Raw genomic sequence first — 26,289 nt, forward strand, 5'->3', positions numbered from 1 at the left:
AAAGGAAGGTTTATTTTCATGGACAACACACAGACACACGGAAAATATATCAGTTGGCCGATCTTGACATTGATGGCTTTTGTGACCGTCATCGGCTTTGATGATATTATGTATAACTTTAAAAACCAAGGTATGACAGTTATCACATCTTGGGTCTTGATGCTTTTCTTGTATGTTATTCCCTATTCTCTAATGGTCGGACAACTCGGCTCGGTCTTCAATAAAGAAGGTGGCGGGCTTAGCTCTTGGATCCGCGGAACTAATGGTGAATTTCTTGGTTACTTTACTGCTTGGACTTATTGGGCTGCTTCAGTGCCTTATGTCGTTGACTCAGCTAACTCAGTCGTCGTTGGCTTTGGTTGGGCGTTTACTGGTTCGGACAAATTCCAAGACACCATGTCAAATGCACAATTTACTCTTTGGACTTTTATTATTTTCATTATCTTTATCATCATTCAACGGCGCTTAGCTAACTCAATGGAATTTCTAAGCGTTGTCGGTGGGGGCATGATGTTTGTCATGACGATCCTCTTTGTTGTTTTAGCCTTTGTTGGCTTAGCTAAAAATGGTGGGCATATGGCAACACAACCGATGAATGTACATACGATCATTCCTAATTTTGATCTGAAATATTGGACGACTGTCGGGATGTTGATCTACGCCGTTAACGGGAGCGAATTGATCGCACCATACGTAACACAAATGCGTAAACCACAGCGGGAATTCCCGAAAGCGATGATCGCCTTAGCTATTATGACAGCCTTTCTAACGATCTTTGGTTCTTTTGCCTTGGGGATCTACTTTAACGCTTATCACTTGCCAAATGACCTTAAAATGAATGGTTCCTACTATGCTTTCCAAGCTTTGGGCGAACAATTTGGGCTAGGCGATGTCTTCATGTATGTCTACGCTTGGACTTCGGTCGTTTACATGTGTGCTTTGTTAGCGGTGCTACTGGATGCAATGACACGGATGTTGATCTCAGATACTGGTGATAAATACATGCCTGAATTCTTACGTAAGACGACCAAAGATGGGCTTCCGATCAACGGTTACATTTTGACCTGTACGCTATGTGCCTTCATCATGTTCTTGGGTGTATTCTTACCTGAGATGAACGACGTCTTCAACTGGCTTTTGAACTTAAACGGGATCATCTCACCTGGGGTAACTTGCTGGATCTTCTACGCTTTCATGCGGATCCGCAAAAACTCCAGCAAATATCCATCCCAATATGTCTTCATCAAAAATGATAAATTGGCATATCTTGTTGGACTTTTATTGTTACTCGTTACAGCCTTGGCTACCCTACTTGGGGTCGCTCCACAAGACGTGGAACAATTTAGCCACACATGGTGGTACGAATTAGTCATCAATATCGTCTCGATCGTGGTCTTGATCGGACTTGGCGCCTTGTTACCTTCGATCAGACGACGCGAGCTCAAGTATGGGACTGCTTTTGATCGGTCACAATGGTATCTAATGATCGCACTTGTTGTCTTCTCCGTAGTCTTTGATGTTTGGCTCGGCGGAACAAAGATTGCTTTGCGGTTAGTTTATATCATCATTGAAGTCGTGATCGCACTGGCTTTACTTGTCTTGATCGCACATAAAAAACCTAGTCAAAACTAGTTTCTTTCCCCTATTTAGTCCGTAGACTGAGTGGGGGATTTTTTGGTCTACACTTATAAGATACGCAAATTGAGCCAAAATACTTTTATGTAAATTCCCCTAAAATTCTCTCACAGAAACTTTATTTTGTTCGGTAAAGCTAGCTCTGAATAACACTACTAAAAAAGCTGATGAGTATTCACCAACTTTTTTTCTACGTCATTTTACCCCAAAATGACGCAGATAATTATTTTATGACGTAGATTTCTCGATAAAAAATAGCTTCCAGAGATTCAATCTCTCTGGAAGCTATAAACTATTATTCGGAAGTTCCTGTTTTTAATTTACTTGCGATCTGCTCTATAGTTGCACGCTGTTCGGCTGTCGAAAAGTAGCGTGATTTTAATTCAGCGATCGAAACCGTATGCTCAACTACACGGGCCGTTGCCGTAGATCTTCCACCACTGGTATCCTTGGTCCAGTACTTCATTTTATCACCGTCTTGTTGCAATAAGATCGTACTTGCCGATGTTCCTTGACCAATACCATAACGTCCCGAATCCTGCATATAATATAAATCTAAAAAGCCATTATCTGCTGCAACTTTTGCACCATTTATATCACCATCCCCATAACCAATGGCATACGTCATAACAGCTAATTCGTTAAATGATGGTTCACGCTCTTTTTCATCACTACTTGTAGTTGTATTTTCACCTGCGATCCTTTGGAAAGCTTCTCTAACATCTGCATTCTTAGTTTCTGTCACACGAACTTCACCTTCACGTGATTGATCAACTAAAGCTACAGGTTGACCATTATGAAATGCGAATAGATAGGTGATATGATTTGGCAACGGTGGTTGAGTCCCATCATGATTATAGATCGCTACGACATTATAATCATACGGCCCTTCACCAGTTGGACTATATCCTATCGAAAGTCTGGAGTTATTCATATAAACACCATTTCCGCTGAAAATATCCGGATAAGTTGTTCCAGTTGATGCTTTTAGTGAATTTTGTCCATCATATTTAGTATATGACTGTCCCATTTTTCCCTGCCAACTACTGATAAAGCTTTGCAACTGTGCATCCTTATCTGCATTCCAAGGTGTTGAACTTTGGGATTCACTAGCCTTTTTATCTAGTGTCGTACTACTTGCACTGCTACGTGAACTTTTGGAGCTACTACTATGTTTTACCTGAGATGATGATTCTACCTTTTTAGTCGGTTCACTTTTTTGAGCACAGGCAGTGAGCAACACCCCCACACTACAAAGTGATAAAATAACTGCTAATTTTTTCATAATTACTATTACCTCCTCTGCTTTACTACTATTATACTGTGATAATAATTTACTCATGTATATCTCTATCTCATTTTAATTATACCAAGGAACACATTCCAGTAAGATCACAACAATTAATTTATAGAGAGTATCCATATCAATCGTCATATCATATTCCCAATCCAATTTACCATTCCTATATTTTTTAATTGTCTCATGACTTAGATAATCATTTAAATTTACCATTGTAATATACCCTATTTTCTTTCACAACTTATTCGGGAAAAACAGGCAAAGATTTATTCGGGCATTAAAAAAAGTCACTCAGGTACTCCGAGTGGATTATAATAAAAAGACCTATAAAAGTAGCCACCTAAACTCCTCTTATAGATCTTCTTAAAGATTCTCACTTTTCACACTATCTCAATTGAAATCCATCACAAATTCAACAGATTCTTCCTAATTTGCAACAACTATACCTATAATCCCCTAACAGTTGCTACACTACTGAAAATCCCACACTTTTTATCCTACATTATTAATCACAATATTCCCCAATGAATCATCAAGCTCAACACTAGCTAAATCTCTAGCCAAATATCTCAATCACAAATTTTTAACCAATCTAACAAAATACTCTACTATCTCATTCACAACATTATTTTATCACACAACTATTTACGAATAAATAGTTCTTTTCAAAAAATACAAATATATTGTTACAAACTAAAAAACTCCCCCAGGTTAAAGTACCCAGAGGAGAAAAGTTATTCAATTATGAACGTTTACGCCGTGAAACAATAGCTGTACCTAAAGCAGTTAGCGTTGTCATCATTCCTAAAACTACACCTGCTAGGCTATTCTTATCACCCATTTGTGGTAAGACGTTATTTTTCTTAGCCGGTTGTTGTTTTTCATTTCCAACCGTATGCACATTTAGCTTACGTGCTGGATTTTCACTTTGAGCTGCTTGATATGCTTTTTCAAAGTTCATCAATATCATCTGTTCTTGCTTAGCCTTAGCTAGTTCTGCTTGAGCTTGTTGCTGCGTTTGCTTAGCGGAAGCAAGTTTTGCTTGGGCAGTTGCTAAATCAGCTTGTACTTTATTATAAGCAAGTACGGCTTGATCGTAAGCAGTTTGAGCTTGAGCTAAGTTCTTATCAGCGTTAAGCAGTGATTCGTAATGATTATTTGCTTTAGTAGCGTTAGTTTTGGCTGTTTCAAGGGCTTGTTTAGCTTCGGTCAACTTAGTTTGAAGCTCTTGTAGTTTAGCAGATTCAGTATCGAAAATCTTTTGAGCTTCGTCTTTTTGTGCTTGTGCTTGAGCCAAGTTAGTTTGAGCTGTAACTAAATTTTGTTGAGCTGTTACTAAAGCTTCTTGAAGTTCAGCTGGGTCTTGATCAGCTTGTTTTTGTGCTTCTTTTTGCGTACTTGTTGCCTTATTAAACGCATCCTTTGCTACTGCAAGTTGATTTTGAGCGTCTTTTAATTGACGTTCAGCGTTTAGATAATTGATGTTGGCGTCAGCTAAGTGGGAGTTAGCTTTTGTTTGTAACGCAACTAAGTTATCTAATTCGGCTTGTTTTTGCGCTAAAGTAGTTTGTGCTTGTTTGAGCGCTTCTTGTTTAGTAGCCGTATCTTTTAAGCTATCAGCATAAGCTTGTTTGGCTGAATCAAGTTTTGTTTGCGCTGTGGCTAAGTTTTGGTCAGCAGTTTGAAGGGCTGTTTTAGCTGTGGCAAGCGCTTGATCAGCGTTAGTTTGTTGTTTGAGTGCTTGATCATAAGCTGTTTGAGCGGTTTTTACTTGAGCGTTAGCGGTGTCGAGTTTTGCTTGAGCTTGAGTCAAGGTATTAGTTAGCGATTGTAAGCGACTGGTTGCTTGATCAAATTCGGAACGTAAAGCAGTAGTATCATTTGTTGTATTTTGGAACAACGGTGTTTGATCAAATTTTGATTTGTCAGTGATCATACTTTGGGGAATAAAGATGAAGCGGGTTGATACATTGATGTCGTTTTTTCGATTAGGAAAATCGGGGTGAGACCAACCAAAGTATTGATCTTTATTTGTATTATTTTTAGCTTGTTTAATGAGATTTGGTGTGATCCCTAAGAGTGATTTACTTTCAAGTCCTACAAGATCATGATCATATAGAGGATTACCATTTCGATCTGTGGCAGTTTGTCCGTTTGGTAGTAAAATGCCTAATGAAATATATTCGTTTAAATTATAAGCAAGCATACCTTTTACGTATGACATTTTCCATGGTAAGGATTGTGCTACGAAGTTAAAGAAGAATCCATATCGATCGATCAATAATTCATTTCGCAATTTTGAGTAATCTAATCCATATTTATTTGCAACATCTTTTGTTATATTAGCATTGGTTGTTGCAACTTCATTTTTTCCAAGTTGATTAGCAATATTAATGGCGTCTTGATTGACAATAACGTGTCCAACTTTATCACTAATGCCTAAAGCATCACGCATGGCGTTGATGATATCAGCTGTAAATTGTTCTAATTCTAGTAGTTGTTTATTGGTTAGATTTCCCACAAGTTGTTTTGACGAAGCATATAGTGGATGATTATTATGTTGTTCCATTAATTCTTCATCTTCAGATGATGGAATATAGTTTATTGATAAGGGTCCACCGTTGTTTTTAGTTTCAATTTTAGAATTTGATCCAGATCCTGTGATATCAGTATGTGGGAATCCATATTTTTTTGGATTTGTTAGTGCATCTTGAATAGCTTTAGCATCGTTATTGAGCGTTGTTTTATCAGCGTTAGCATATACATCGTTGACATACTTTTGAACAGCTTGTTTCAATTCATTTGTAACGTGAATTTGAACGTTGGTCTTAGTTGCTGTTTGGTTTGCTTGATTCAATTTGTTTTGTAAATCAGTGACAACGTTGGCTTGAGCTTGTTGTTTTGATTTAGCATGGTCAACAGCCTCTTGTAACAAGCTTTGCGTATCTTTAGCCGTAGCAAGATCTTCTTTTGCAGGTACGACAGCTTTATCGGCATTTTCTTTAGCAGTTTGTTTTTCGGTTAGATCTTTTTGAGCGTTTGCTTGAGCTGATTTCGCAGAATCAAAATCGGTTTGAGCTTGATCAAGTTCGGCTTTTGAACCTTTTGTATCAAGCGCTTTTTGTGCTGTGTCAACAGCATCTTTAGCAGTTGAGACTTCTGATTTCTTAGCTTCGACTTGTGAATCAGCTGTTGTTTTATTGGTGTTAGCATCAGCTAAGTTCTTTTGGGCTGTATCAAAATTAGTTTGAGCTTGATCGACACTGGTTTGTGCACTGTCAACGGCTTCTTTAGCTTGGTTAGCATCTTCAGTCAATTGCGGAAGCTTTTGTTCAGCTTCTTTTTACGCATCAACGTCATGTTGGGCTTGATCGACAGCGTGTTGTGCGTCTAATTCATCTTTTTGTGCTGTTTGTAAATCAGATGTTTTAGAATCTAAGTCTTGTTTAGCGGAGTCGACAACTGCGCTTTGATGTTCAACGTCTTGTTGAGTTTGATCAACAGTAGTTTGAGCTTAGTCTTGAACTTCTTTAGTTGAATCAGCATCTGATTTAGCTTGATCGATAGCTTCAGGTGTTGCTTGATCTTTTAGATCTTTGGCTGAATCTAGATCAGATTTGGCACTATCTAAGTCAGATTTTGTTCGCTTGACAGTTTGTTGGGCGGTATCGACACTTGTTTGTGCATCGGCAACTGCTTTGTCGGCTGTTGCAACTTTATTTTCAGCAGTTTTAGTTGGTGATTGTACACTAACTTGAGCTACATTTGCAGTCGCATTGTCATTTACACTATCAGCTTGTGCTGTTACCCCTGTTGCGATAGTGGTTGCTACAGCTGTAGCACCAAACAATAGTTTCTTCTTTTTCATTAAGAGCACTCTCCTTTTATTAGAATATACCGATATTACACTACTGTTATATGCACATATAAATAGTTTTTGCATTTTTTATTGCACTAAATTAATATATTCACATAGTAATAATTTATTTTTGTAAAAGTATTCATTTATACCGTTATACAATTTTAAAATTTTAATTACTATTAAAAGAGATAAGGAGGTCTCAAAAATAGTAAACATTGGAAATAACGTTAGATACTTTCGTAAAAAATATCACTTTACCCAAGAACAACTAGCCGAAAAAAGCGGACTTTCCGTTAATTTTATTTCACGCTTAGAAAGAACTAGTGCTCAAAATGTTAGTATCAAAACACTTATAAAAATTGCAGAAGCATTCGATATATCGCTTTCTGATCTAGTTGCCGTCGCTAACACAACCTCTGAACTTGAATCAAATCGAAATATTGTAGAACTTACCAATAAACTTGGAAAATTAGATGATGAAAAAGCTGATAAATTTAGTCAAGCTTTTATTCAACTCTTGGAACTCTCTGCAAACGATTAGCTTAAATTTTCAAATTAGTGCGCAAAAAGCAGCCATCCGGCTGCTTTTTGTTTTGGGGCGAGAAACTCGCCCCTTTTCTTTGTGTGTAGTACTTTAATTAATTGGAGGTAATCAATATGCACACATTGTCATATTCTCAAGCTGAAATGGAAACATTATTAACGAAGGTTTTAAGCCACACATGTAAACAACAGCTACTCTCACCTTCATCAAACAATATCTCTTAGACACAAGGATCATCCCTAATCCTTACGATATCGCTTAATTACCCTTTCCCTGACCAGTGTTTTCTGGTCGGGGATTTTTTTCATCATCAATGCTTAAACGTAAACTGTTCACTAATGCTTCTAAATTTATTTCTTTGAAAAACTCTGCTACTTCTTCTGCAGTAAATGAAAACTTCTTTTCATCCAAGTCACTCACCTTCTTTGCCACTATAATACTTCACCTATCATTGCATGAACAAATTTAAATTTTTAGCCAAAATAAAAACACATCCCAGCCAACGCCAAGATGTGCTTTCTTTAACCCACTGAGTCTTCCATTTGATATTCGATCAAGCGGTTCAACTCAACAGCATATTCCATTGGTAATTCTTTGGTGAATGGTTCAACAAAGCCCATGATGATCATTTCAGTCGCTTTTTCTTCGGAGATCCCACGGCTCATCAAGTAGTAGAGCTGTTCTTCGGAGATCTTAGATACTTTGGCTTCGTGTTCCATGGAAACATTGCCGTTCAAGATCTCATTGAATGGGATCGTATCACTTGCTGATTTGTCATCCATGATGATCGTATCACATTCGATATGGGCAAATGAACCGTCTGAATGCCGGCCAAAGCGGACTTGTCCACGGTAGTCGACCCGGCCCCCATCTTTACACAGAGACTTCGAAACGATCGAAGATGAAGTATCTTTAGCATTGTGGATCATCCGAGCCCCGGTATCAGAGTCGATATCTTTACCCGCAAAGGCGATCGAGAGCATCGTTCCACGCGCACCACGGCCATCTAAGTAGACACTTGGGTATTTCATAGTAACCTTTGAACCTAAGTTACCATCGACCCATTCCATCGTCGCATTCTCCAAAGCCCGTGCCCGCTTAGTCTCTAAACTGTAGACGTTATCGGACCAGTTTTGGATCGTGGTGTAACGACAGTAAGCATCTTTTAAGACATTTACTTCAACGACCGCTGCGTGCAAGCTATCTTCAGAATAGTTTGGTGCGGTACAGCCTTCCACATAATTGATGCTTGCTCCTTCATCGACAATGATCAAAGTCCGTTCAAACTGCCCCGAGTTACCCGCATTGATTCGGAAATAACTTTGGATCGGTACTGAGACTTTGACACCTTTTGGCACGTAGATAAAGGTCCCACCTGACCAAACAGCCGAATTCAACGCAGCCATCTTATTATCAGCTGGTGGGATCAATTTTCCGAAGTATTTTTTGACTAATTCAGGATATTCTTGGACAGCTGAATCAGTATCCATAAAGACGATCCCCAAGTTATCAAAATCTTTGCGCATATTGTGATAGACTACTTCGGATTCATACTGCGCCGAAGAACCCGCTAAGTATTTACGTTCCGCTTCGGGTACTCCTAGGCGGTCAAATGTCCTTTTGATCTCTTCGGGCACATCATCCCAATCACGGGCAACGCGGTCGGAATCACGTCTAAAGTAATTGATATGTTCAAAATCAAGGGGTGACAAGTCAGGGCCAAAATCAGGCATTGGCAACTTGCGGTATAATTCATAGGCTTTCAATCGAAAATCTAACATCCATTCTGGCTCATTTTTAGCAGCCGAGATCTGACGGACGATATCTTCAGTCAAACCTTCCCCTGTTGTAAAAAGCGGTTCAATATCATCTTTAAAACCGTATTTGTATTCGCCACCCAATTCAGGCATTGTATTTTCACTCATGGGCTTTGTCCTCCTTCTCTAATGCTTGGTAGATCGCTTTCCAGGCTAAAGTTGCACACTTGATCCGTGCGGGAAATTGAGCGACCCCCTCTAAGACGACAGCATCGCCTAATAAGTCTTCATAATCTTTATCTTCATTTTTAGTGATCATCTCGGAAAAAGCCTCGACCATCTCACTGACCTGTTCTGGCGTCTTACCGATCACTTCATCGGTCATCATTGAAGCCGAAGCCTGCGAGATCGTACACCCGGTCCCACTAAAAGCAATGTCAGCAATCTTGCCTTCATCATCGAGCTTGACTTCTAGCTCTAACACATCCCCACAAGTCGGATTACGCAATTCGATCTGTTTGTCGACTGCGGGAAGATTACCATGATGATGGGGACGGTTAGCATGTTCTAAGATCATTTGACGGTATAAATTATCTAAACTGGATAAACTCATCGAAAGAACTCCCTTGTTTTGATCAATGCCTCCACTAATTTATCGGCATCTTCTTTAGTGTTATACAGATAAAAGCTGGCTCGGGCCGAAGCTGCGATCTGTAATTTTTTCATCAACGGTTGGGCACAGTGATGACCAGCCCGGATCGCAACTCCCTCCATATCGAGTGCTGTCGCTGTATCATGTGGATGAAGTCCTGCAAGGTTAAACGAGATGATCCCGGCATGTTTGGCTGGATCAGCTGAACCGTATAATTCAAACCCATCGATCGCTTGCAACTTAGGCAAGACATATTCCATCAACTCGGTCTCATGCTGGGCGATATTGGCTAACCCAACTGCTTGCAGATAGTCGATCGCCTTGCCTAAAGCGATCACTCCTGCGATATTTTGGGTCCCACCTTCAAATTTCCACGGAACTTCTTTAAAGGTCGAATGCTCTAATTCGACAAAATCGATCATCTCGCCTCCAAAATCAAGCGGTGACATCTGGTTCAATAATTCCAGCTTGCCCCACAAGATCCCAGTCCCCGTTGGCCCTAGCATCTTATGGCCGGAAAAAGCTAGAAAATCAATGTCTAATTCTTTAACGTCTACTGGCATATTAGGTACTGATTGCGCCCCATCCACGACCATGATAGCACCATTTTTATGCGCTAATTGAGCGAGTTCTTTGATCGGATTGACAGCACCTAGGACATTTGACACCTGTGCTAACGATACGATCTTGGTCTTTTCATTGATCAATTGCTTAGCGTTCTCTAAGTCGACTTGCCCATCTGTATTTAGATCCAAATAAACTAGCTTTGCCCCTGTTTTTTCGCAGACCTGTTGCCAGGGAACGATATTGGAATGATGTTCTGCATAGGATAAAACGATCTCATCGCCTGGCTGCAAGATCTTTTGGGCGTAACCCCGTGCGATCCAATTGAGACTTTCCGTCGTGCCTTTAGTGTAGACGACTTCACGCTCACTATCGGCATTGATCAGTTCCTTGACCTTTTGGCGCGTAGCTTCATAGGCTTGCGTTGCTCGTTGAGCCAAGGTATGCACACCCCGGTGGACGTTAGCATTATCATGTTCATAGTAGTCCACTAAGCTTTCGATCACAGCTTGGGGCTTTTGGGTCGTAGCCGCATTGTCCAAATAGACTAACGGCTCACCGTTGACTTTTTGATCTAAGATCTTAAAATCAGCACGAAACTCATTTTTCTTCTTGTCCATCGATAAGCTTCCTTTCGATCATGTCGGAGAGCTCTGTTTGGACTTTCCGGCTTGGAATAGCTGTCAAAACTGGGCCTAAGAAACCACGGATCACTAAACGTTCAGCGATCTCTTTTGACAAGCCCCGACTCATCAAGTAATACAATTGGTCTTGATCGACCCGCCCAACACTGGCGGCGTGACCAGCAGTAACGGCATTGTCATCGATCAATAAGATCGGATTGGCATCGCCACGCGCTTTAGTCGAAAGCATCAAGACCCGACTTTCCTGTTGCGCATCGGCTCCCTTGGCACCATGAATGATGTGGCCGATCCCGTTAAAGACTAGCGATGACTGCGATAAGATGACTCCGTGTTGGAGAATGTGGCCGATCGAATGTCTACCATAGTTTGTCACGCGGGTATCGATCCCTTGGACTTGTTTACCCGTTGAGATCGCAACGACTTTAGTTTCGGCGTGAGAACCATCACCGATCAGATCAGAATCAAAGTCACCAACGATATTACCGTCATTCATCATCCCCATCGACCAGTCGATCTTAGCATCTTGCTCCAAATGCCCCCGGCGATTGAGATAGGCGGTCGTATTTTTACCCAAGCGATCGACACTGGCAAATTTTACGTGACTACCCGCCTTGGCAAAGACTTCCACGATCACGCTGGCTGTTGTCTTTTGTTCACCGTAAGTCTGCAAATTCTCCAAATATGAGACTTCACTGTTGACATCAGCGATCAATAAAACATGGTGCACAAAGTCTTGTTCCGTTGTAGCATCTTGAATGAAATACGACGTCAATGGTTCTTCTAGGACGACATTTTTAGGCACGTAGATCAACAATCCACTGGTAACGTTAGCCACATGTTGCATATTCAAGCGATTTTCATCGTCTTTGACCGCTTCCATGAAATACTCTTCGATGAGTTCTGGATGTTCTTGCAGAGCTGTTTGCCAATCACAGACGATCACCCCTTGAGCTTTTAATGCTGGATCGAGTTCTAATTTAGCAGTTGTTTGCCCAAATTCGACCACAACATTATTTTGGATCGTGATCTCAGCTGCCTTAGCTTCAGGCAAGTCATTTTGGAGCACTTGCACCGGCTTAGTCACTTCGATCGGCCAGCGTTTATATTTGATTTTTTCAAAGCGTGGTATCTCAAGTTCTTGAGCTTTTTCTAAAGCTTGGGTCCTTTTTTGGGTAAACCAGCTAGGCTCATTAGTTTGCTTACCAAACTCTACTAGTGCCTGGGCTTGTGTTGTTAATGCACTCATTTTTGCCACCACCTAAGCTTTATCTTCTGCTAGCTTGATATCAAGCCCTAATTCATCACGGAGACCCGCATAGCCTTCTGCTTCCAAGCGCTTAGCTAGATCAGGGCCACCAGTCGTTACGATCCGACCATCCATCATGACATGCACGACATCTGGTACGATATAGTTCAAGAGTCGTTGGTAGTGGGTGATGATCAACGAGCCAAAATCTGGACTGCGCATCTCATTTACCCCCTTAGAAACGACTTTTAAGGCATCGATATCCAAACCAGAATCGATCTCATCTAAGATCGCAAATTTAGGCTTGATCATCATCAGTTGCAAGATCTCATTGCGTTTCTTTTCCCCACCGGAGAAACCTTCATTGAGGTAGCGCTCTGCCATGGAAAATGGCATGTCTAAAAAGGCCATCGTTTCTTCGAGGTCTTTTAGATATTTTCGTATCGAGATCGGTTCATCTTTAGGCAAACGCGCATTGATCGCACTGCGGATAAATTCAGCATTCGTGACCCCTGGAATCTCAGCTGGATATTGCATCGCTAAAAAGAGCCCTGCGCGTGCACGTTCATCAACTGCCCAATCCAAAATATTTTCACCATCTAATAAGATCTCACCTTTAGTGATCGTGTAAGCTGGGTTACCCATGATCGCCTCTGATAAAGTCGACTTCCCAGTTCCGTTTGGGCCCATGATTGCATGGATCTCCCCCGTCTGCATCTTAAGATCAAGGCCTTTCAAGATCTCTTTTCCATCGATCGAAACGTGGAGATTTTTTACTTCAAGAGTTGACATTTTTCATTCCTCCGCTAAACTAAATAAGTATACTATCATCATTGTAGTCTAATTGAGAATTACTTTCAATTGGAAAACCTTGTTCAAAATATATTTACGAAAGAAGGCATCTACGTGCAACCAATCATTGGCATTATCGGAAATTTCAACGGCGCCTTGATTCCCGAACACGCGAACTTACCTATCTCCTATATCGGGCAAGGCTATTTAGATGCCGTTAAAAAAGCCGGTGGGATCCCAGTGATCATCCCACCTAAGAGCTCACTTGAGAGCATCAGTACTTTGATCGATCGGATCGACGGTCTCTTATTGCCCGGCGGTAAAGATATCGATCCTTATTTTTACGATGAAGAACCCAGCTTAAAATTAGGTGCGATCGACTCAGCGCTTGACGCTTTTGAGATCGAATTCTTACGTCAAGCCTATGAACGCGATCTTCCAACTTTAGGTATCTGTCGCGGACTCCAACTCGCGAATGTCTTTTTAGGTGGCAGTCTCTACCAAGATCTAAGCGACTACGATAAGCTAGCTGTCAAGCACAACCAATACCAGACAGCACCTTGGCAAGCACTGACACATTCGATCGAAGTCAAAGAAGACAACTTGATCCAAGACTTCTTTGGCACTTCGGCACGCGTAAATTCATTTCATCATCAAGCGCTAAAAGATATCTCTCCGGAGTTGATCCCGGTAGCTTACAGTTCAGACGGGATCGTAGAAGCGGCAGTCGGTAAGAACTTTAATTTCTTAGGTGTTCAGTGGCATCCCGAAACACTTTACCAAGACCACGAGAATTCCTTAAAGCTCTTCATCCATCTTGTCGGTGAAGCTAAAAAATTTGCCGAACAAAGATAAAGCGTGTAAGACAATGCGGTCAGCACCGTATGAATAACAGAGGCCTTATTATGATGCGGATCTTGTATCATAGTAAGGCCTCTATTGTTTACTAAACGCTGCATTTATCGAATACGTTTCAGCTACGCATCAATATCTCTTACGGCTGTCCTTTCTAATTTCAAGACTTCTGTATATGATCCCCCTATCTCTGTTTCTGGATCCTTACTCTTACCATAATTGCTTCTTATTATTTATATGTAAACTGTGGTGAACATTTCGCCTCGAGTTCTTCTTTATTTACTCAATAATACTGCTTTTATTTCTTACGGAAAATAAATATATACTCCAAATAAAAAATTTTCTCCCCCGCTCAATTCATCGGACGGAGCGCCTTTTTTAGTGCAAAAAAATTACCCTCTGACAAATATATGTCAGAAGGTAAAACTGGTTCGCAAGTGATCAGCTTGCATTATAGAGCTAGGATGAATCCACGCTCTCCACACCACTATCATATAAAATTTATTTCAACCTGTCAATATACTAAAGAAGTACGTGAAGTCTGATCAACTTCAATTAGTACAAGAGAGAGGTGAATGCTATGCTCTCCACAATCCTAAGCTTGATCTTGGCTATCCTAGTCAATCTGGTATCAAGCATTATCTATGACTGGTTGAAAGACCACCGATAGATAAGCGTGCCCCCAGTTGCTTGTCGGCTGGGGGATTTTTTATAAAAAAGTAGCACCCTGTAAAAATAAATACATCACTAGGCCGTCCTAAAGCGAAAAAAATAACCGTAATTCTACGCTTACCATGCTAGAATTACGGTTATTTGATCAAAGCCAAGTTTCTTGATAAACTTCAGGCTTAAAGCCACAAGTTACGGTCTTTTCATCGACCATCAGCGGACGTTTGATGAGTTTGCCATTTTCCGACATCATCGTTGCCGCTTCTTCTTTTGTCATTGTGGGAACTTTTTCTTTTAAGTTCAACTTGCGATAGTCTTGACCACTAGTATTGAAGAAATAACGCAATGGTCGGTCACTTTTGGCAAAGATCGCTAAGAGCTCCTCTTTAGTCGGAGGATCGGCAACTAGATCTTGCTTGTCAAATTGAACTTGATTTTCCAAGAGCCATTTTTCGGCTTTTTTACAGGTACTACAACGTGCATAACAATAAAATTTTTTCATTTACACTCACCCTATCTAAAATCTGTCCCATTACTAAACATATAACTCTTATTGTGATAACGCATCGACATCACAAATCCGACCCCAATCATGTTCCCGATCAGAGCTGATCCCCCTTGACTGACAAATGGCAATGGAATACCTGTCAAAGGCAAGAGCCCGATGTTCATCCCGATATTTTCAAAGACGTGGAACAAGATCATCATGATGACCCCAGTCGAAATATAAGCATAAAACTCATTTTTCGTATCAAAAGTCACCTGGATCATTTGAAAGATCAACAATAAGTAGATAAAGATCAATAAACAACAACCGATAAAGCCAAAGTTTTCTCCAATGACCGAAAAGATCATATCTGATTGGCGCACCGGCACATAAACATTGGAAACATTGAAGCCTTTACCTAATAGTTGTCCTGAGCCGATCGCTTTCATACTCTGCCAGAGCTGATAACTACTACCACTAGTACTTCCAGAAGGATCGAGCCAGGAATCGATCCGTTTGAACTGGTAAGCCTGAAAACCGATCTTTTCAAGTAAAGTCCTATCGTAAACAACTAAAAAGATCGCTAAACTACCTAAAACAGTCACGGCTCCCGCGACCGGCGCAATGATTTTCCAGGTGATACCTGAAACTAAGATCATCCCCCCTAAGATCGCAAAGAACACGAGCATCGTCCCAAAGTCATTTTGCAACTTCAAGAGGACTGCCACTGGGATCGTCCACGCAAAGAGTTTACCTAACAATAACCAATCCGAACGCGTCGTGTGTTCCGGATATTCACTGTTATGTTGCGAAATGACTCGCCCCATCATCAAAATAAAGGCAGGTTTCATCACTTCGGAAGGCTGAAATGATAACGAGCCGATCGCAAACCAACTCTTGGCCCCGTTTAGGATCGCCATTCGCCGACTATAGAAGAATAGCACTAAGATCAATAAGAAGATCCCTAGTCCATAAGCCAACGGGGCGATCTTCCACAACTGTTCAGCATCAAACTGCATGATAAAGATCACAGCCCCGATCCCTAAGATGTACCACATTGCCTGAGTGATCATCGTTCTAGTCACACTAGCAGTACTTGTATCATGGGTCAAGGCAACATAAAGCGAGATCATCCCGATCACGGCTAACACAAGGACCGAAAAGATAATGCCCCAGTCGATACGAGCATCATCGTCTTCATCACGGTGTAAGAACTGTTGTCGCGCCATTAAAAGTCACTCCTTTTATTTGATTCCTACTAATTATATACAATTTGCCGACTGAAGAAAGGCTCAGTCGGCAAACTTATTTTTTTATTAACTTATCCGCGGTGTAAGTGGTAATCACGCAAGAGATAGTCAACAGCTTCATTTCTTGAGTTGAGCTTTAATTTTTCGCCATTGGATAAAACGGCAATATAGCGCATTCCGTCTTGTTTGACACTACCGATCACTTCATCTTGGATCGTCAATTCTAAGACTAAATTACCATTCACCATCTTTTCATTTTCAATGATCTGAATATTACGTTCTTTTTTCGACAAGGTATATCCCCCTATGTTAATTCACTTTTTCGGATTTTTATTTCTACGTAACCTAAAGTGATCCGGAACTGGATCATAGCCACCTCTAACGAAAGGATTACACCGTAAAATACGAGCACATCCCATCAGCAAGCCCAATAAAGCGCCGTGTTTCTCGATCGCCTGGATCATATAAGTTGAGCAGGTCGGATAATAACGACAACTCGGTGGCAATAAGGGGGAGATCCCCTTTTGGTAAAACTTAACCGGTAAGATAAGTAACTTGCTAAAAATCTTCATTATTTACTCTTTTTTAGTTTTTCGATCTGTTCGAGCAATTGACCTGAACCGACTGCCACATCATCAAGTGGTGTGTCTGCGATCATCACTGGGATCGTCAATTCTTCTGCAAATAAAGTGTCGATCCCGTCAAGCAAGGCACCACCACCAGTGATCACGATCCCACGATCGATTACATCAGAAGCAAGTTCAGGTGGAATTTCACTCAACACTTCTTTAGCAGCTGCGATTATAGCATCCATCGTGTCACGCATTGCCTCAACCGTTTCATCGGACGTGATGCGGATCGATTTTGGTAACCCGCTAACGACATCGCGGCCACGCACAGTCATTTCCTTGTTGCGGTGACCCTTGATGACACTGCCAATCTCGATCTTGATCTTTTCAGCTGTATGTTCACCGATCATCAGACCGTATTCTTGGCGAACGTAATTAGCAATGTTTGCGTTCAACTTATCACCGGCACTGCGTAAAGAACGACTGATCACGATATCACCTAAGGAAAGGACTGCAATATCACTGGTCCCACCACCGATATCAATGATCATATTGCCATAAGGTTGGAAGATGTCGAGTCCTGCACCGACAGCCGCCACTTTAGGCTCTTCTTCCAAATAAACATCGCCCCCGCCAGACTTTTCAGCGGCTTGACGGATCGCTTTACGTTCAATGTCAGTCGTATTAGTTGGGCAGCAGATCAGAATGGCTGGCTTCGACATCACACCTTTAACATTTAACTTCTTGATGAAATACGATAACATCTGTTCTGTCATGTCAAAGTCTGCAATGACCCCATCTTTTAATGGGCGGATCGCACGAATATTACTTGGCGTTCTGCCGACCATCTTGTAGGCTTCCGAACCCACTGCTAGGACCCGGCCAGTTTGCGTATCGACAGCTACAACGGAAGGCTCATTTAGCACAATGCCCTTACCCTTGACATTGATCAATACATTTGCCGTACCTAGATCGATACCGATATCTTTAGCCATAAAATTTTCTCCTTTTGTTCTTAATTACACATGTAAGTAGGACTGAGAGTTGATCTCAGTTCAATTCATTTTAAAATACACACAGCCAATTATAGCATATTAATTGCACCTGAAAAACCGTGTTCCCCCAATCAAATTGGTTTAATTTTAAAATTTTTTATTAAAAAAGGCTGCTAAGATAACTTGCAGCCCTGAAAATTATTATTTGATCTTTTTCTTAGAAATAACGTATTCTTCGTTTGTGATATCGTCGATCCGTTTGATTTCTGCACCTAAAGCAGCTAATTTTTGGTGGAAGTGGTAATAACCACGATCCAAATATTGTAAATGTGTGACTCGAGTGATCCCACGTGACAAAAGTCCAGCTAAAACTAAGGCAGCAGCAGCCCGCAGATCAGTTGCGGCTACTTCAGCACCTGAAAAATCAGTTGGCCCGTAAATGATGACCGAATTACCTTCGATCTTAAAGTCAGCATTCATACGGCGCATCTCTTCTAGGTGCATGAAACGATTTTCAAAAACAGTTTCGGTCAAGATGCTCGTACCCTTAGCCGCTAACTGCAAGATCGAAAATTGTGGTTGCATATCCGTTGGGAAACCTGGATGTGGTAAAGTCTTGATCGTTGTTGGCTTCAATTGTTCTGGTCCAATGATACGCAAACCATTTTCTTCTTCTAAGACTTGAACGCCCATCTCTTCTAATTTAGAGATCAACGGCTTGTTATGTTCAGCTACGGCATCTTTGATCAAAACATTACCCTTAGTCAAAGCGGCTGCCACCATGAATGTCCCGGCTTCGATCCGGTCTTGGATGATCGCGTGTTCTGTGCCATGTAAAGTCTCGACCCCTGTGATCTTCAAGGCCTCAGTCCCAGCACCTTTGACTTTAGCCCCCATTTTATTCAAAATGTTAGCTAAGTCAACGATCTCTGGTTCACGCGCAACATTTTCGATGATCGTAGTCCCTTTGGCTAAAGTAGCTGCCATCATGATGTTTTGCGTTGCACCAACACTTGGGAAATCAAGGTAAATATTAGCACCCTTGAGTCCATTTGGTGCAAAAGCTTCAATGTAACCATCATGTCGGTTGATCTCAGCCCCTAAAGCTTCAAGCCCTTTCAAATGTAAGTCGATCGGACGTGAACCGATCGCACAGCCACCTGGCATCGCAACTTTAGCACGACCTAAACGCGCCAAAAGTGGTCCTAAAACAACGATCGATGCTCGCATCTTTGAGACATACTTAAATGGTGCTTCATAAGAAAGTTCATTAGTTGCGTCCAATGCAATCGTTTTATTTTCTTCGTCAAAACCAACCTTAACGTTTAAAAAGCGGATCACATTGTTCATCGTATAAACGTCAGATAAGATCGGAACATTTGTTAAAAAGGTGCGGCCTTCACTTGGTAAGATACCCGCAGCTAAAATCGGTAAGACCGCATTTTTTGCTCCTTCGATCTCTACTGTTCCATTCAATCTATGCCCGCCACGCACAATAATCTTTTCCAATTGTTACTCCTCCGAAAATTACTATATTTATTTAAATCAGATATGATAGATGTACCACATTGTCCACAAAGCTCGTAAAAAACGAACTGCAAGCAAAACCAAGAGCTACCGCGACCATGACTAAGACAAGCCGGAAGCTATTTTGCCGTGCCGGTTCAATGTAGCGATCGAGTCTCAAAGACTGGAGCCCCACAAATGCCAAGGCGATAAAGACAAAATGACTGATGATCGTCAAAAGCGCCATTATTCCTATATATTGCATCTTTTTTCCCTCTTCTCTTTTACTCAATCCGAAATAATCATAGCATAATTTTTCAGTTCAGTCACTCATTTACGGCGAATCTCTAAAAAAATATAGCTATATCTACACAAAAATCAGATAAAATGCTTACCCAGTTGTTAAAAAAAGATCCTTGCCAAAATGACAAGGATCTTTTTGATTATTTCTTCGAAACACTCAAACGGTTGATCGCCCGACGTAAAGAAACTTCAGCACGTTGTAATTCATTATCATCGTGGTTTTCTTTAGCTTTAGCGATCCGTGCCTCCGCACGCTTACGCGCCCGTTCAGCCCGTGAAGTGTCGATCTCTTCTTTTCTTTCAGCTGCTGATGCAACTACAGATAAAACATTGTTTGAAAATTCGATGAATCCACCGCTAACTGCGACTTCATCAAAGGTATCTTCACCTGTCTTGACTCTGATTTTATCAATTGCCAGTGATGCCAACAAAGGTAGGCGGTTCGGCATGATACCGACTTGCCCGACTGTTGTTGTACAGATCACTAAATCAGTTGTATTTTCATAAACTGATCCATCAGGCGTAACCACATTGACAGTTAATACAGGTTTTTCATCCATTGGACGCTACCCCCTTAATTGCCTTGTGTCATCTGTTCAGCTTTTTTCACAACATCTTCGATCGGACCACAGCTCCGGAAAGCATCTTCTGGAAGATCATCGTACTTACCTTCAAGGATCTCTTTAAAGCCTTTAACTGTTTCTTCAACTGGTACATAAGAACCTGGAACACCAGTAAATTGTTCCGCAACGTTAAAGTTTTGGGACAAGAAGAATTGGATCCGGCGGGCACGTGAAACGATAACTTTTTCTTCATCAGATAATTCGTCCATACCTAAGATCGAAATGATATCTTGTAATTCACGGTAACGTTGTAATACGTGTTGGACTTCAGTCGCTACACGGTAATGTTCTTCACCCACGATCTCAGGTGCTAAAGCACTTGAAGTAGATGCCAATGGGTCAACAGCTGGGTAGATACCTTGTTGAGTCAAGGAACGTTCCAAGTTAGTTGTAGCATCCAAGTGAGCAAAGGTCGTTGCTGGCGCAGGGTCAGTATAGTCATCGGCAGGCACGTAAACGGCTTGGATAGATGTAACAGAACCCTTCTTAGTTGAAGTGATACGTTCTTGCAATTGACCCATTTCAGTTGCCAATGTTGGTTGGTAACCAACGGCAGATGGAATACGGCCTAACAAGGCGGAAACTTCAGAACCAGCTTGAGTAAAGCGGAAAATGTTATCGATAAACAATAACACGTCTTGGCCTTCAACATCACGGAAGTATTCCGCGATCGTCAAACCAGTCAAGGCAACCCGCATCCGGGCTCCAGGTGGCTCGTTCATCTGACCAAAGACCATGGCTGTTTTTTCTAAAACGCCTGATTCCTTCATTTCAAAGTAAAGGTCATTACCTTCACGTGTACGTTCACCAACACCAGTAAAGACGGAGATACCGTTATGTTCTTGTGCAATATTGTGGATCAATTCTTGGATCAAAACGGTCTTACCAACACCGGCACCACCGAACAGACCGATCTTACCACCCTTGATATAAGGAGCTAATAAGTCGATAACTTTGATCCCTGTTTCAAGAATTTCTGTACTTGTGTTTAATTGGTCATAAGCTGGCGCATCGCGGTGGATAGGATCTCTGCGATGGTCGGCACTAATTTCTGGACCATTATCAATTGTTTCCCCTAAGACGTTGAAAACACGTCCCAAAGTATCATTACCAACGGGCACGCTGATAGCTGCGCCGTTATCAACAACTTTTGCCCCACGTTGAAGGCCATCAGTGGAATCCATCGCGATCGTACGCATTACGCCGTCACCCAATTCAAGAGCAACTTCGATCACCAATTTTGTTCCATCTTCACGTTCAACTGTTAAAGCATTGTTGATATCAGGTAAGGATTCACTAAGAGGGAATTGGACATCGACAACTGGGCCGATTACCTGAACTACTTTACCGTAACTCATCTAGTTAATTCCTCCTAATCGTTCTAATCTAAGGCAGCTTGCGCACCTGTGATTTCCGTAATTTCAGTTGTGATCGCACTTTGACGTGCACGGTTGTATTGAAGTTCTAACGCAGAAATAATATCTTTAGCGTTATCAGAAGCTGACTTCATCGCAGTCGAACTTGATGCATGTTCAGAAGTCTTAGCATCTAAAATAGCTCCATAAACCAAACTTTCCGCATATTGAGGCAAGATAACTTCTAAGATCGCATCACGTGAAGGCTCTGTTTCATATTCAATATGATACTTTTGATCTTCATCAAGTGCAGTCAAGTCATCATCACCCATATTTTCAGCTGTGATAGGTAACATCTTTTCAGCACGGAAAATAGAGGTCAAAGTGTTAACAAAGTGGTTGTAACAAACAAATAATTGATCGTACAGACCATTGCTATACATCGTCACGATAGCTTCAACGATCGGACGTACTTCTCTAAATGTCGGTACGTCTTTGACACCGCGAAATTCATACGTAACGTTGTAACCACGTTTACTGAAAAATTCAGCCCCGGTACCACCAACTGCGATGATCACAACATCATCTTTGGTGTGGCCGTTTTCTTTGATCAGATCAAGCGTTTGTTTGATAACGTTGCTGTTGTAGCTACCAACCAAGCCACGATCTGAAGTCACAACGACGATCCCGGTCTTTTTCACAGGACGTTGTTTTAGCATACCTAAGGTGTTGAGTTTGCCCACTTGGTCTTTTCCACTTTCAACTGCTGAAGCAAAATCAAGTAGATGAGATTGTGCCAAATGGGTAATCACGCTACGAATCTTCGAAGCATAAACTTGATAACTTACAGAGTGCTTTTGGATCTGACTCAACTTAGCAGTCGAGACCATTTGCATCGCACTTGTGATCTGTCCAGTTTTCTTAGTCGAAACGATTCGACGCTTAACTTCTTGTAAAGAAGCTGGCATTAGCTCTCACCACCCTTTCTTATTTTGAATTTGCTTGGAAAGAAGCAGCAAATTCTTTGATTGCTGTATCTAATTTATCTGTGTCTGGTAATTGACCAGTCTTAGCAATGTGATCTAAGAGATCTTTGTGGTTGTTATCAAAGAAATCAAACATTTCATCTTGATAACGCAAGATCTCATCAACAACAACAGAATCTAAGAAACCGTGTGTCAAAGCATATAAGATCAAGACTTGCTTTTCAACTGGAAGTGGCTTGTGAAGTGGTTGCTTCAAGACTTCAACTGTCCGACGACCACGATTCAACTTAGCTTGTGTTGCTTCATCAAGATCAGAACCAAATTGTGCAAATGATTCTAATTCACGATATGAAGCTAAGTCCAAACGTAATGTACCAGCAACTTTCTTCATCGCTTTGATCTGAGCCGAACCACCAACACGGGAAACAGAAGTACCCGCATCGATAGCTGGACGAATACCAGAATAGAAGTTATCGCTATCCAAGAAGATCTGACCATCAGTGATGGAGATAACATTAGTTGGAATATAAGCTGAAACGTCACCAGCCTTAGTTTCGATAAATGGTAAAGCAGTCATTGAACCGCCACCTAATTCATCACTAAGTTTAGCTGCACGTTCCAACAAACGTGAGTGAAGATAGAAAACATCCCCAGGATAAGCTTCACGACCAGGTGGACGTCTCAAGATCAAGGAAAGTTCACGGTAAGCATCAGCTTGTTTTGAAAGATCATCATACACGATCAAAACATGCTTACCGTTGAACATGAATTCTTCACCCATAGCAGCCCCAGCATATGGAGCTAACCAAAGCAATGGCGCTGGTGAAGATGGCCCAGCTGAAACAACGATCGTGTAGTCCATTGCACCATATTTACGCAATGTTTCTACTTGAGTACGAACCGTCGATTCCTTTTGACCAATAGCGACATAAATACAGATCATGTCTTGGTCTTTTTGATTTAAGATCGTATCGACCGCAACTGATGTCTTACCAGTCTTACGGTCACCGATAACTAATTCACGTTGGCCACGACCGATCGGCACAAGTGCATCGATCGCTTTGATACCTGTTTGAAGTGGTTCATTAACAGATTGACGTTCCATAACGCCAGGAGCCTTACGTTCTACCGGACGAGTCTTGTCCGTTTTTATCTCCCCTAAACCGTCGATCGGTTGGCCTAAGGGGTTTACTACACGGCCGATCAAAGCTTCCCCAACAGGGACTTCCATGATCTTACCGGTACGTTTTACCGTATCGCCTTCACGAATGCCTTTATAAGCACCTAAGATAACGATACCGACATCGTTTGATTCTAAGTTTTGTGCCATTCCGTATGTACCATCTTCGAATTGAAGAAGCTCACCAGAAAGGGCATTATCAAGACCATTAGCACGAGCGATCCCGTCACCAACGTAAGTAACTGTACCAACTTCATCAACGGTAAGTTCGTCTTTATAGTTAGCTAATTGTTGCTTGATAAGAGCACTGATTTCCTCAGCCTTAATGCTCATAAAAGTCTCACCTCTTTAAAAATCATTTTAATAACAGACGTTTAATGTTTGCGATTTTCGACTTGATGGAGCCATCAAACACATAGCTACTTGATTTCAAGACGACCCCGCCAATGATCTCGGGATCAACTACTGTTTCAAGTTCTACTTTTTTAGCTCCGACTACCTTAGCAAAGGAAGCTGCGATCTTATCTTTACGAGTTTGATCCAACTCGACCGCAGTTGTCACCGTTGCACGGACTGTCTTTTCGTCTTCATCAGTTAATCTGTTGAATTCATCAATAATATCTTCTAAATTGGCGATCCGTCTGTAATCGTATAACATCGCTAACAAGTTAGATGTCAATTCAGAAGTACCACTTTGTAGATTTTTTAACATTTCAAGCTTAGCATCATGTTTGATTGCTGCACTTGTCATGAAATCAACAAATTGTGGTTCTGCTTGCAAGACTTGTTTGATCTGAGCTAATTCACTAGAAGTTTCTGTCAAAACATCTTGTTCCTTAGCTGTTTCAAACAAAGCTTTTCCATAACGTTTAGCTATTGTTTGCTTATCTAATGCCATCTTGCTTCCCCAACCCTTCGATATAAGAGTCGACCAAGGCTTCTTGGTCCTTAGCACTCAATTCCTTTTGAATGATCTTTGAAGCAATTTCAACAGATAAAGCAGCTACATCGTTTTTAACATTGGAGAGCGCTTCTTGGCGTTCTTGTTCAATGTCTTTTTTAGCATTCTTTTTCAATGTGCTGACTTCTTCTTGTGCCGAATTTACGATGGTAGCTTTTTGCTGTTCACCGTTCTTCTTTGCACGATCAATGATTTTTGAAGCTTCAACATGAGAATCTTTAAGCGCTGATTCACGTTTAGCTGCGAGCTCTTCCGCTTTTTTACGGGCATTTTCTGCCGAATCAATGTCGTTTGCGATCTTATCGGCCCGTTTTTCCATCATTTCGGTCACAGGTCCCCAAGCAAAATGCTTAACGAGTGCGATCAAAATCAAGAAAGTACAGAGATAAAATAAGAAGTCGCCCCATTGTACACCACCTTCAGCAGTAGCCAATAGTAATGCTGAGTTCATTCATTGACACCTCCTAATCTTTCAATAATGTGACAAAGTTATACTGATAGATCAGAGATTATTTAGCCATCAACATGAATGAGATAACGATAGCGATGATCGGCACAGCTTCGATCAAACCGACCCCGATAAACATTGTTGTCCGTAATTGGCCTGAAAGTTCAGGTTGACGAGACATACCTTCTAAAGTTTTTGCGATAACCAAACCGTTACCAACACCTGTACCGATAGCAGCAAAACCTGCGGCAAGACCCGCACCAAGTAAAGCTAAAGCTGTTGTCATAATAAAAATCCTCCTTAAAATTAATCCTATAAGTTAATTATTCTTTTTCGACCTTTTGAGAAATATATACCATTGTCAATGTTACGAAAACGTAAGCTTGGATCGATCCAATAAAGATTGAAAATCCCTGCCAAATCATTTCGAGTGGAATCGCTGGTAAATACGTCCACGGTGTATGTGATTTAGCCAACTGTTCATAGATAACAGTCAACAACACTTCACCAGAATAGATGTTACCGTAAAGACGTAATGCCAGGGTCAAGAAATTCGTAAATTGTTCCAAAACATTAATTGGGAATAAGGCCGGCATTGGACTAAAGTACGAATTCTTGACATATCCCTTAAAGCCAAACTTCGCAACCCCCATGAGATGTGACAAGAGCAAGACTAGAAATGCTAATGTCAAAGTCGTCGCGGGCGAAGCAGTTGGACTTTTAATGTAGTTTACACCATTAATTGGAAGCTGAATAGCCAATCCTATTTGGTTAGAAACAAAGATAAACAAGAAGAGAGTAAAAATAAGGAGTCCATATTTTTTCCCCTGTTCATCAGGCATGGAGCTTTTGACGATCCCATTTGTAAAATCGATCATCCACTCGATCATATTCTGCTTACCCTTTGGCTTCATTTGCAATCTGCGTGAAAACCAAAAGACGAGCCCAAAGACGATCAATGCTGAAACCAGTCCTGAAAGGCAGTTACCTACATTAAAAGGAATACCAAAAAGCTTCAAAACTTGAGCTTCTTCATTCACCAAGTTTCACCTCTTTTCAATTGTGATCAATACGGTTGAACAAAATGGTCGAACCATAAGATTAAG

At 41.2% G+C, this 26,289-nt stretch carries 27 protein-coding genes; 3 read left to right on the forward strand and 24 right to left on the reverse strand.

What is annotated here, in order from left to right; all coding sequences use genetic code 11:
• The first annotated feature begins 18 nt into the window (after positions 1 to 18).
• Complete coding sequence (locus tag FC30_RS05925) at positions 19 to 1,632, forward strand: APC family permease (RefSeq protein WP_010688685.1); 1,614 nt, start codon at positions 19 to 21, stop codon at positions 1,630 to 1,632.
• A 298-nt stretch (positions 1,633 to 1,930) separates the two neighbouring features.
• On the opposite strand, the gene FC30_RS09475 is transcribed toward FC30_RS05925, so the two are convergent.
• The 3 genes from FC30_RS09475 to FC30_RS05940 form a co-directional block, all read right to left on the reverse strand.
• Entirely contained in the window at positions 1,931 to 2,920 is a 990-nt protein-coding gene (locus tag FC30_RS09475; protein WP_010688681.1) for an Lreu_0056 family protein, read from the reverse strand.
• 757 nt (positions 2,921 to 3,677) lie between these two features.
• Positions 3,678 to 6,251 (reverse strand): coiled-coil domain-containing protein, encoded by a 2,574-nt coding sequence (locus tag FC30_RS05935; protein WP_010688675.1) that lies wholly within the window; start codon positions 6,249 to 6,251, stop codon positions 3,678 to 3,680.
• Positions 6,252 to 6,449: 198 nt separating this feature from the next.
• Positions 6,450 to 6,803, reverse strand: coding sequence for a hypothetical protein (locus FC30_RS05940; protein WP_010688674.1), 354 nt, complete (start codon positions 6,801 to 6,803; stop codon positions 6,450 to 6,452).
• Positions 6,804 to 7,011: 208 nt separating this feature from the next.
• Here FC30_RS05940 and FC30_RS09890 point away from each other — a divergent pair, with 208 nt between their 5' ends.
• Positions 7,012 to 7,338 carry a helix-turn-helix domain-containing protein gene (locus tag FC30_RS09890; protein ID WP_420896556.1) on the forward strand — a complete coding sequence of 109 codons (327 nt, stop codon included), beginning with the start codon at positions 7,012 to 7,014 and terminating at the stop codon, positions 7,336 to 7,338.
• Between the two features lie 261 nt (positions 7,339 to 7,599).
• Here the strand turns inward: FC30_RS09890 and FC30_RS09480 are convergent, their stop codons facing one another.
• The 6 genes from FC30_RS09480 to sufC form a co-directional block, all read right to left on the reverse strand.
• The gene (locus FC30_RS09480; protein WP_010688673.1) at positions 7,600 to 7,752 is read right to left on the reverse strand and encodes a hypothetical protein; all 153 of its coding nucleotides are present in this window, start codon (positions 7,750 to 7,752) and stop codon (positions 7,600 to 7,602) included.
• A 110-nt stretch (positions 7,753 to 7,862) separates the two neighbouring features.
• The gene (gene sufB, locus FC30_RS05945) at positions 7,863 to 9,266 is read right to left on the reverse strand and encodes a Fe-S cluster assembly protein SufB (protein WP_010688672.1); all 1,404 of its coding nucleotides are present in this window, start codon (positions 9,264 to 9,266) and stop codon (positions 7,863 to 7,865) included.
• Positions 9,259 to 9,711, reverse strand: coding sequence for a Fe-S cluster assembly sulfur transfer protein SufU (gene sufU / locus FC30_RS05950; protein ID WP_010688671.1), 453 nt, complete (start codon positions 9,709 to 9,711; stop codon positions 9,259 to 9,261). The genes sufB and sufU overlap by 8 nt, the downstream gene beginning before the upstream one ends.
• Entirely contained in the window at positions 9,708 to 10,934 is a 1,227-nt protein-coding gene (locus FC30_RS05955) for a cysteine desulfurase (protein ID WP_010688670.1), read from the reverse strand. The genes sufU and FC30_RS05955 overlap by 4 nt, the downstream gene beginning before the upstream one ends.
• Positions 10,915 to 12,204, reverse strand: a complete 1,290-nt coding sequence (gene sufD, locus FC30_RS05960; protein WP_010688669.1) for a Fe-S cluster assembly protein SufD — start codon at positions 12,202 to 12,204, stop codon at positions 10,915 to 10,917. Before sufD ends, FC30_RS05955 begins: the two co-directional genes overlap by 20 nt.
• A 12-nt stretch (positions 12,205 to 12,216) precedes the next feature.
• A complete protein-coding gene (gene sufC / locus FC30_RS05965; protein ID WP_010688668.1) occupies positions 12,217 to 12,996 on the reverse strand; it encodes a Fe-S cluster assembly ATPase SufC in 780 nt (259 codons plus the stop codon).
• A gap of 114 nt (positions 12,997 to 13,110) precedes the next feature.
• Here sufC and FC30_RS05970 point away from each other — a divergent pair, with 114 nt between their 5' ends.
• Complete coding sequence (locus FC30_RS05970; protein WP_010688667.1) at positions 13,111 to 13,851, forward strand: gamma-glutamyl-gamma-aminobutyrate hydrolase family protein; 741 nt, start codon at positions 13,111 to 13,113, stop codon at positions 13,849 to 13,851.
• Between the two features lie 817 nt (positions 13,852 to 14,668).
• Here FC30_RS05970 and FC30_RS05975 read toward each other — a convergent pair.
• From FC30_RS05975 to atpB, 15 genes are all read right to left on the reverse strand, one after another.
• Positions 14,669 to 15,022, reverse strand: a complete 354-nt coding sequence (locus FC30_RS05975) for an arsenate reductase family protein (protein WP_010688666.1) — start codon at positions 15,020 to 15,022, stop codon at positions 14,669 to 14,671.
• A gap of 11 nt (positions 15,023 to 15,033) precedes the next feature.
• Entirely contained in the window at positions 15,034 to 16,236 is a 1,203-nt protein-coding gene (locus FC30_RS05980; protein ID WP_010688665.1) for an FtsW/RodA/SpoVE family cell cycle protein, read from the reverse strand.
• Between the two features lie 92 nt (positions 16,237 to 16,328).
• A complete protein-coding gene (locus FC30_RS05985; protein WP_010688664.1) occupies positions 16,329 to 16,550 on the reverse strand; it encodes a DUF2969 domain-containing protein in 222 nt (73 codons plus the stop codon).
• Between the two features lie 21 nt (positions 16,551 to 16,571).
• The gene (gene yidD, locus FC30_RS05990) at positions 16,572 to 16,829 is read right to left on the reverse strand and encodes a membrane protein insertion efficiency factor YidD (protein ID WP_010688663.1); all 258 of its coding nucleotides are present in this window, start codon (positions 16,827 to 16,829) and stop codon (positions 16,572 to 16,574) included.
• Complete coding sequence (mreB, locus tag FC30_RS05995) at positions 16,829 to 17,821, reverse strand: rod shape-determining protein (protein WP_010688662.1); 993 nt, start codon at positions 17,819 to 17,821, stop codon at positions 16,829 to 16,831. Before mreB ends, yidD begins: the two co-directional genes overlap by 1 nt.
• A gap of 201 nt (positions 17,822 to 18,022) precedes the next feature.
• Entirely contained in the window at positions 18,023 to 19,330 is a 1,308-nt protein-coding gene (murA, locus tag FC30_RS06000; protein WP_010688661.1) for a UDP-N-acetylglucosamine 1-carboxyvinyltransferase, read from the reverse strand.
• 31 nt (positions 19,331 to 19,361) lie between these two features.
• A complete protein-coding gene (locus FC30_RS06005) occupies positions 19,362 to 19,592 on the reverse strand; it encodes a DUF1146 family protein (RefSeq protein WP_010688660.1) in 231 nt (76 codons plus the stop codon).
• Positions 19,593 to 19,770: 178 nt separating this feature from the next.
• Positions 19,771 to 20,190, reverse strand: a complete 420-nt coding sequence (locus tag FC30_RS06010; protein ID WP_010688659.1) for a F0F1 ATP synthase subunit epsilon — start codon at positions 20,188 to 20,190, stop codon at positions 19,771 to 19,773.
• Between the two features lie 14 nt (positions 20,191 to 20,204).
• Positions 20,205 to 21,611 (reverse strand): F0F1 ATP synthase subunit beta, encoded by a 1,407-nt coding sequence (gene atpD / locus FC30_RS06015; protein WP_035448888.1) that lies wholly within the window; start codon positions 21,609 to 21,611, stop codon positions 20,205 to 20,207.
• A 23-nt stretch (positions 21,612 to 21,634) separates the two neighbouring features.
• Complete coding sequence (locus FC30_RS06020) at positions 21,635 to 22,576, reverse strand: F0F1 ATP synthase subunit gamma (protein ID WP_010688657.1); 942 nt, start codon at positions 22,574 to 22,576, stop codon at positions 21,635 to 21,637.
• A gap of 19 nt (positions 22,577 to 22,595) precedes the next feature.
• Positions 22,596 to 24,107, reverse strand: coding sequence for a F0F1 ATP synthase subunit alpha (gene atpA, locus FC30_RS06025; RefSeq protein WP_010688656.1), 1,512 nt, complete (start codon positions 24,105 to 24,107; stop codon positions 22,596 to 22,598).
• Between the two features lie 22 nt (positions 24,108 to 24,129).
• Positions 24,130 to 24,672 (reverse strand): ATP synthase F1 subunit delta, encoded by a 543-nt coding sequence (atpH, locus tag FC30_RS06030; protein ID WP_010688655.1) that lies wholly within the window; start codon positions 24,670 to 24,672, stop codon positions 24,130 to 24,132.
• The gene (gene atpF / locus FC30_RS06035; protein ID WP_010688654.1) at positions 24,659 to 25,186 is read right to left on the reverse strand and encodes a F0F1 ATP synthase subunit B; all 528 of its coding nucleotides are present in this window, start codon (positions 25,184 to 25,186) and stop codon (positions 24,659 to 24,661) included. Before atpF ends, atpH begins: the two co-directional genes overlap by 14 nt.
• Positions 25,187 to 25,244: 58 nt before the next feature.
• The gene (gene atpE / locus FC30_RS06040; RefSeq protein WP_004049169.1) at positions 25,245 to 25,469 is read right to left on the reverse strand and encodes a F0F1 ATP synthase subunit C; all 225 of its coding nucleotides are present in this window, start codon (positions 25,467 to 25,469) and stop codon (positions 25,245 to 25,247) included.
• A gap of 37 nt (positions 25,470 to 25,506) precedes the next feature.
• Entirely contained in the window at positions 25,507 to 26,223 is a 717-nt protein-coding gene (atpB, locus tag FC30_RS06045) for a F0F1 ATP synthase subunit A (RefSeq protein ID WP_010688653.1), read from the reverse strand.
• Positions 26,224 to 26,289: the final 66 nt, after the last annotated feature.

The organism is Ligilactobacillus animalis KCTC 3501 = DSM 20602, from assembly GCF_001434535.1.
Taxonomy (GTDB): domain Bacteria; phylum Bacillota; class Bacilli; order Lactobacillales; family Lactobacillaceae; genus Ligilactobacillus; species Ligilactobacillus animalis.

Coding starts and splice junctions, on each gene's coding strand:
- atpH (WP_010688655.1), bottom strand. CDS start 24,672: ATGGCATTAGATAAGCAAACAATAGCTAAACGTTATGGAAAAGCTTTG.
- FC30_RS06010 (WP_010688659.1), bottom strand. CDS start 20,190: ATGGATGAAAAACCTGTATTAACTGTCAATGTGGTTACGCCTGATGGA.
- yidD (WP_010688663.1), bottom strand. CDS start 16,829: ATGAAGATTTTTAGCAAGTTACTTATCTTACCGGTTAAGTTTTACCAA.
- FC30_RS05940 (WP_010688674.1), bottom strand. CDS start 6,803: ATGAAAAAGAAGAAACTATTGTTTGGTGCTACAGCTGTAGCAACCACT.
- atpA (WP_010688656.1), bottom strand. CDS start 24,107: ATGAGCATTAAGGCTGAGGAAATCAGTGCTCTTATCAAGCAACAATTA.
- FC30_RS06020 (WP_010688657.1), bottom strand. CDS start 22,576: ATGCCAGCTTCTTTACAAGAAGTTAAGCGTCGAATCGTTTCGACTAAG.
- atpF (WP_010688654.1), bottom strand. CDS start 25,186: ATGAACTCAGCATTACTATTGGCTACTGCTGAAGGTGGTGTACAATGG.
- sufC (WP_010688668.1), bottom strand. CDS start 12,996: ATGTCAACTCTTGAAGTAAAAAATCTCCACGTTTCGATCGATGGAAAA.
- sufB (WP_010688672.1), bottom strand. CDS start 9,266: ATGAGTGAAAATACAATGCCTGAATTGGGTGGCGAATACAAATACGGT.
- FC30_RS05955 (WP_010688670.1), bottom strand. CDS start 10,934: ATGGACAAGAAGAAAAATGAGTTTCGTGCTGATTTTAAGATCTTAGAT.
- FC30_RS09475 (WP_010688681.1), bottom strand. CDS start 2,920: ATGAAAAAATTAGCAGTTATTTTATCACTTTGTAGTGTGGGGGTGTTG.
- FC30_RS06005 (WP_010688660.1), bottom strand. CDS start 19,592: ATGCAATATATAGGAATAATGGCGCTTTTGACGATCATCAGTCATTTT.
- FC30_RS05980 (WP_010688665.1), bottom strand. CDS start 16,236: ATGGCGCGACAACAGTTCTTACACCGTGATGAAGACGATGATGCTCGT.
- mreB (WP_010688662.1), bottom strand. CDS start 17,821: ATGGCTAAAGATATCGGTATCGATCTAGGTACGGCAAATGTATTGATC.
- atpE (WP_004049169.1), bottom strand. CDS start 25,469: ATGACAACAGCTTTAGCTTTACTTGGTGCGGGTCTTGCCGCAGGTTTT.
- atpD (WP_035448888.1), bottom strand. CDS start 21,611: ATGAGTTACGGTAAAGTAGTTCAGGTAATCGGCCCAGTTGTCGATGTC.
- FC30_RS05925 (WP_010688685.1), top strand. CDS start 19: ATGGACAACACACAGACACACGGAAAATATATCAGTTGGCCGATCTTG.
- sufD (WP_010688669.1), bottom strand. CDS start 12,204: ATGAGTGCATTAACAACACAAGCCCAGGCACTAGTAGAGTTTGGTAAG.
- sufU (WP_010688671.1), bottom strand. CDS start 9,711: ATGAGTTTATCCAGTTTAGATAATTTATACCGTCAAATGATCTTAGAA.
- FC30_RS05975 (WP_010688666.1), bottom strand. CDS start 15,022: ATGAAAAAATTTTATTGTTATGCACGTTGTAGTACCTGTAAAAAAGCC.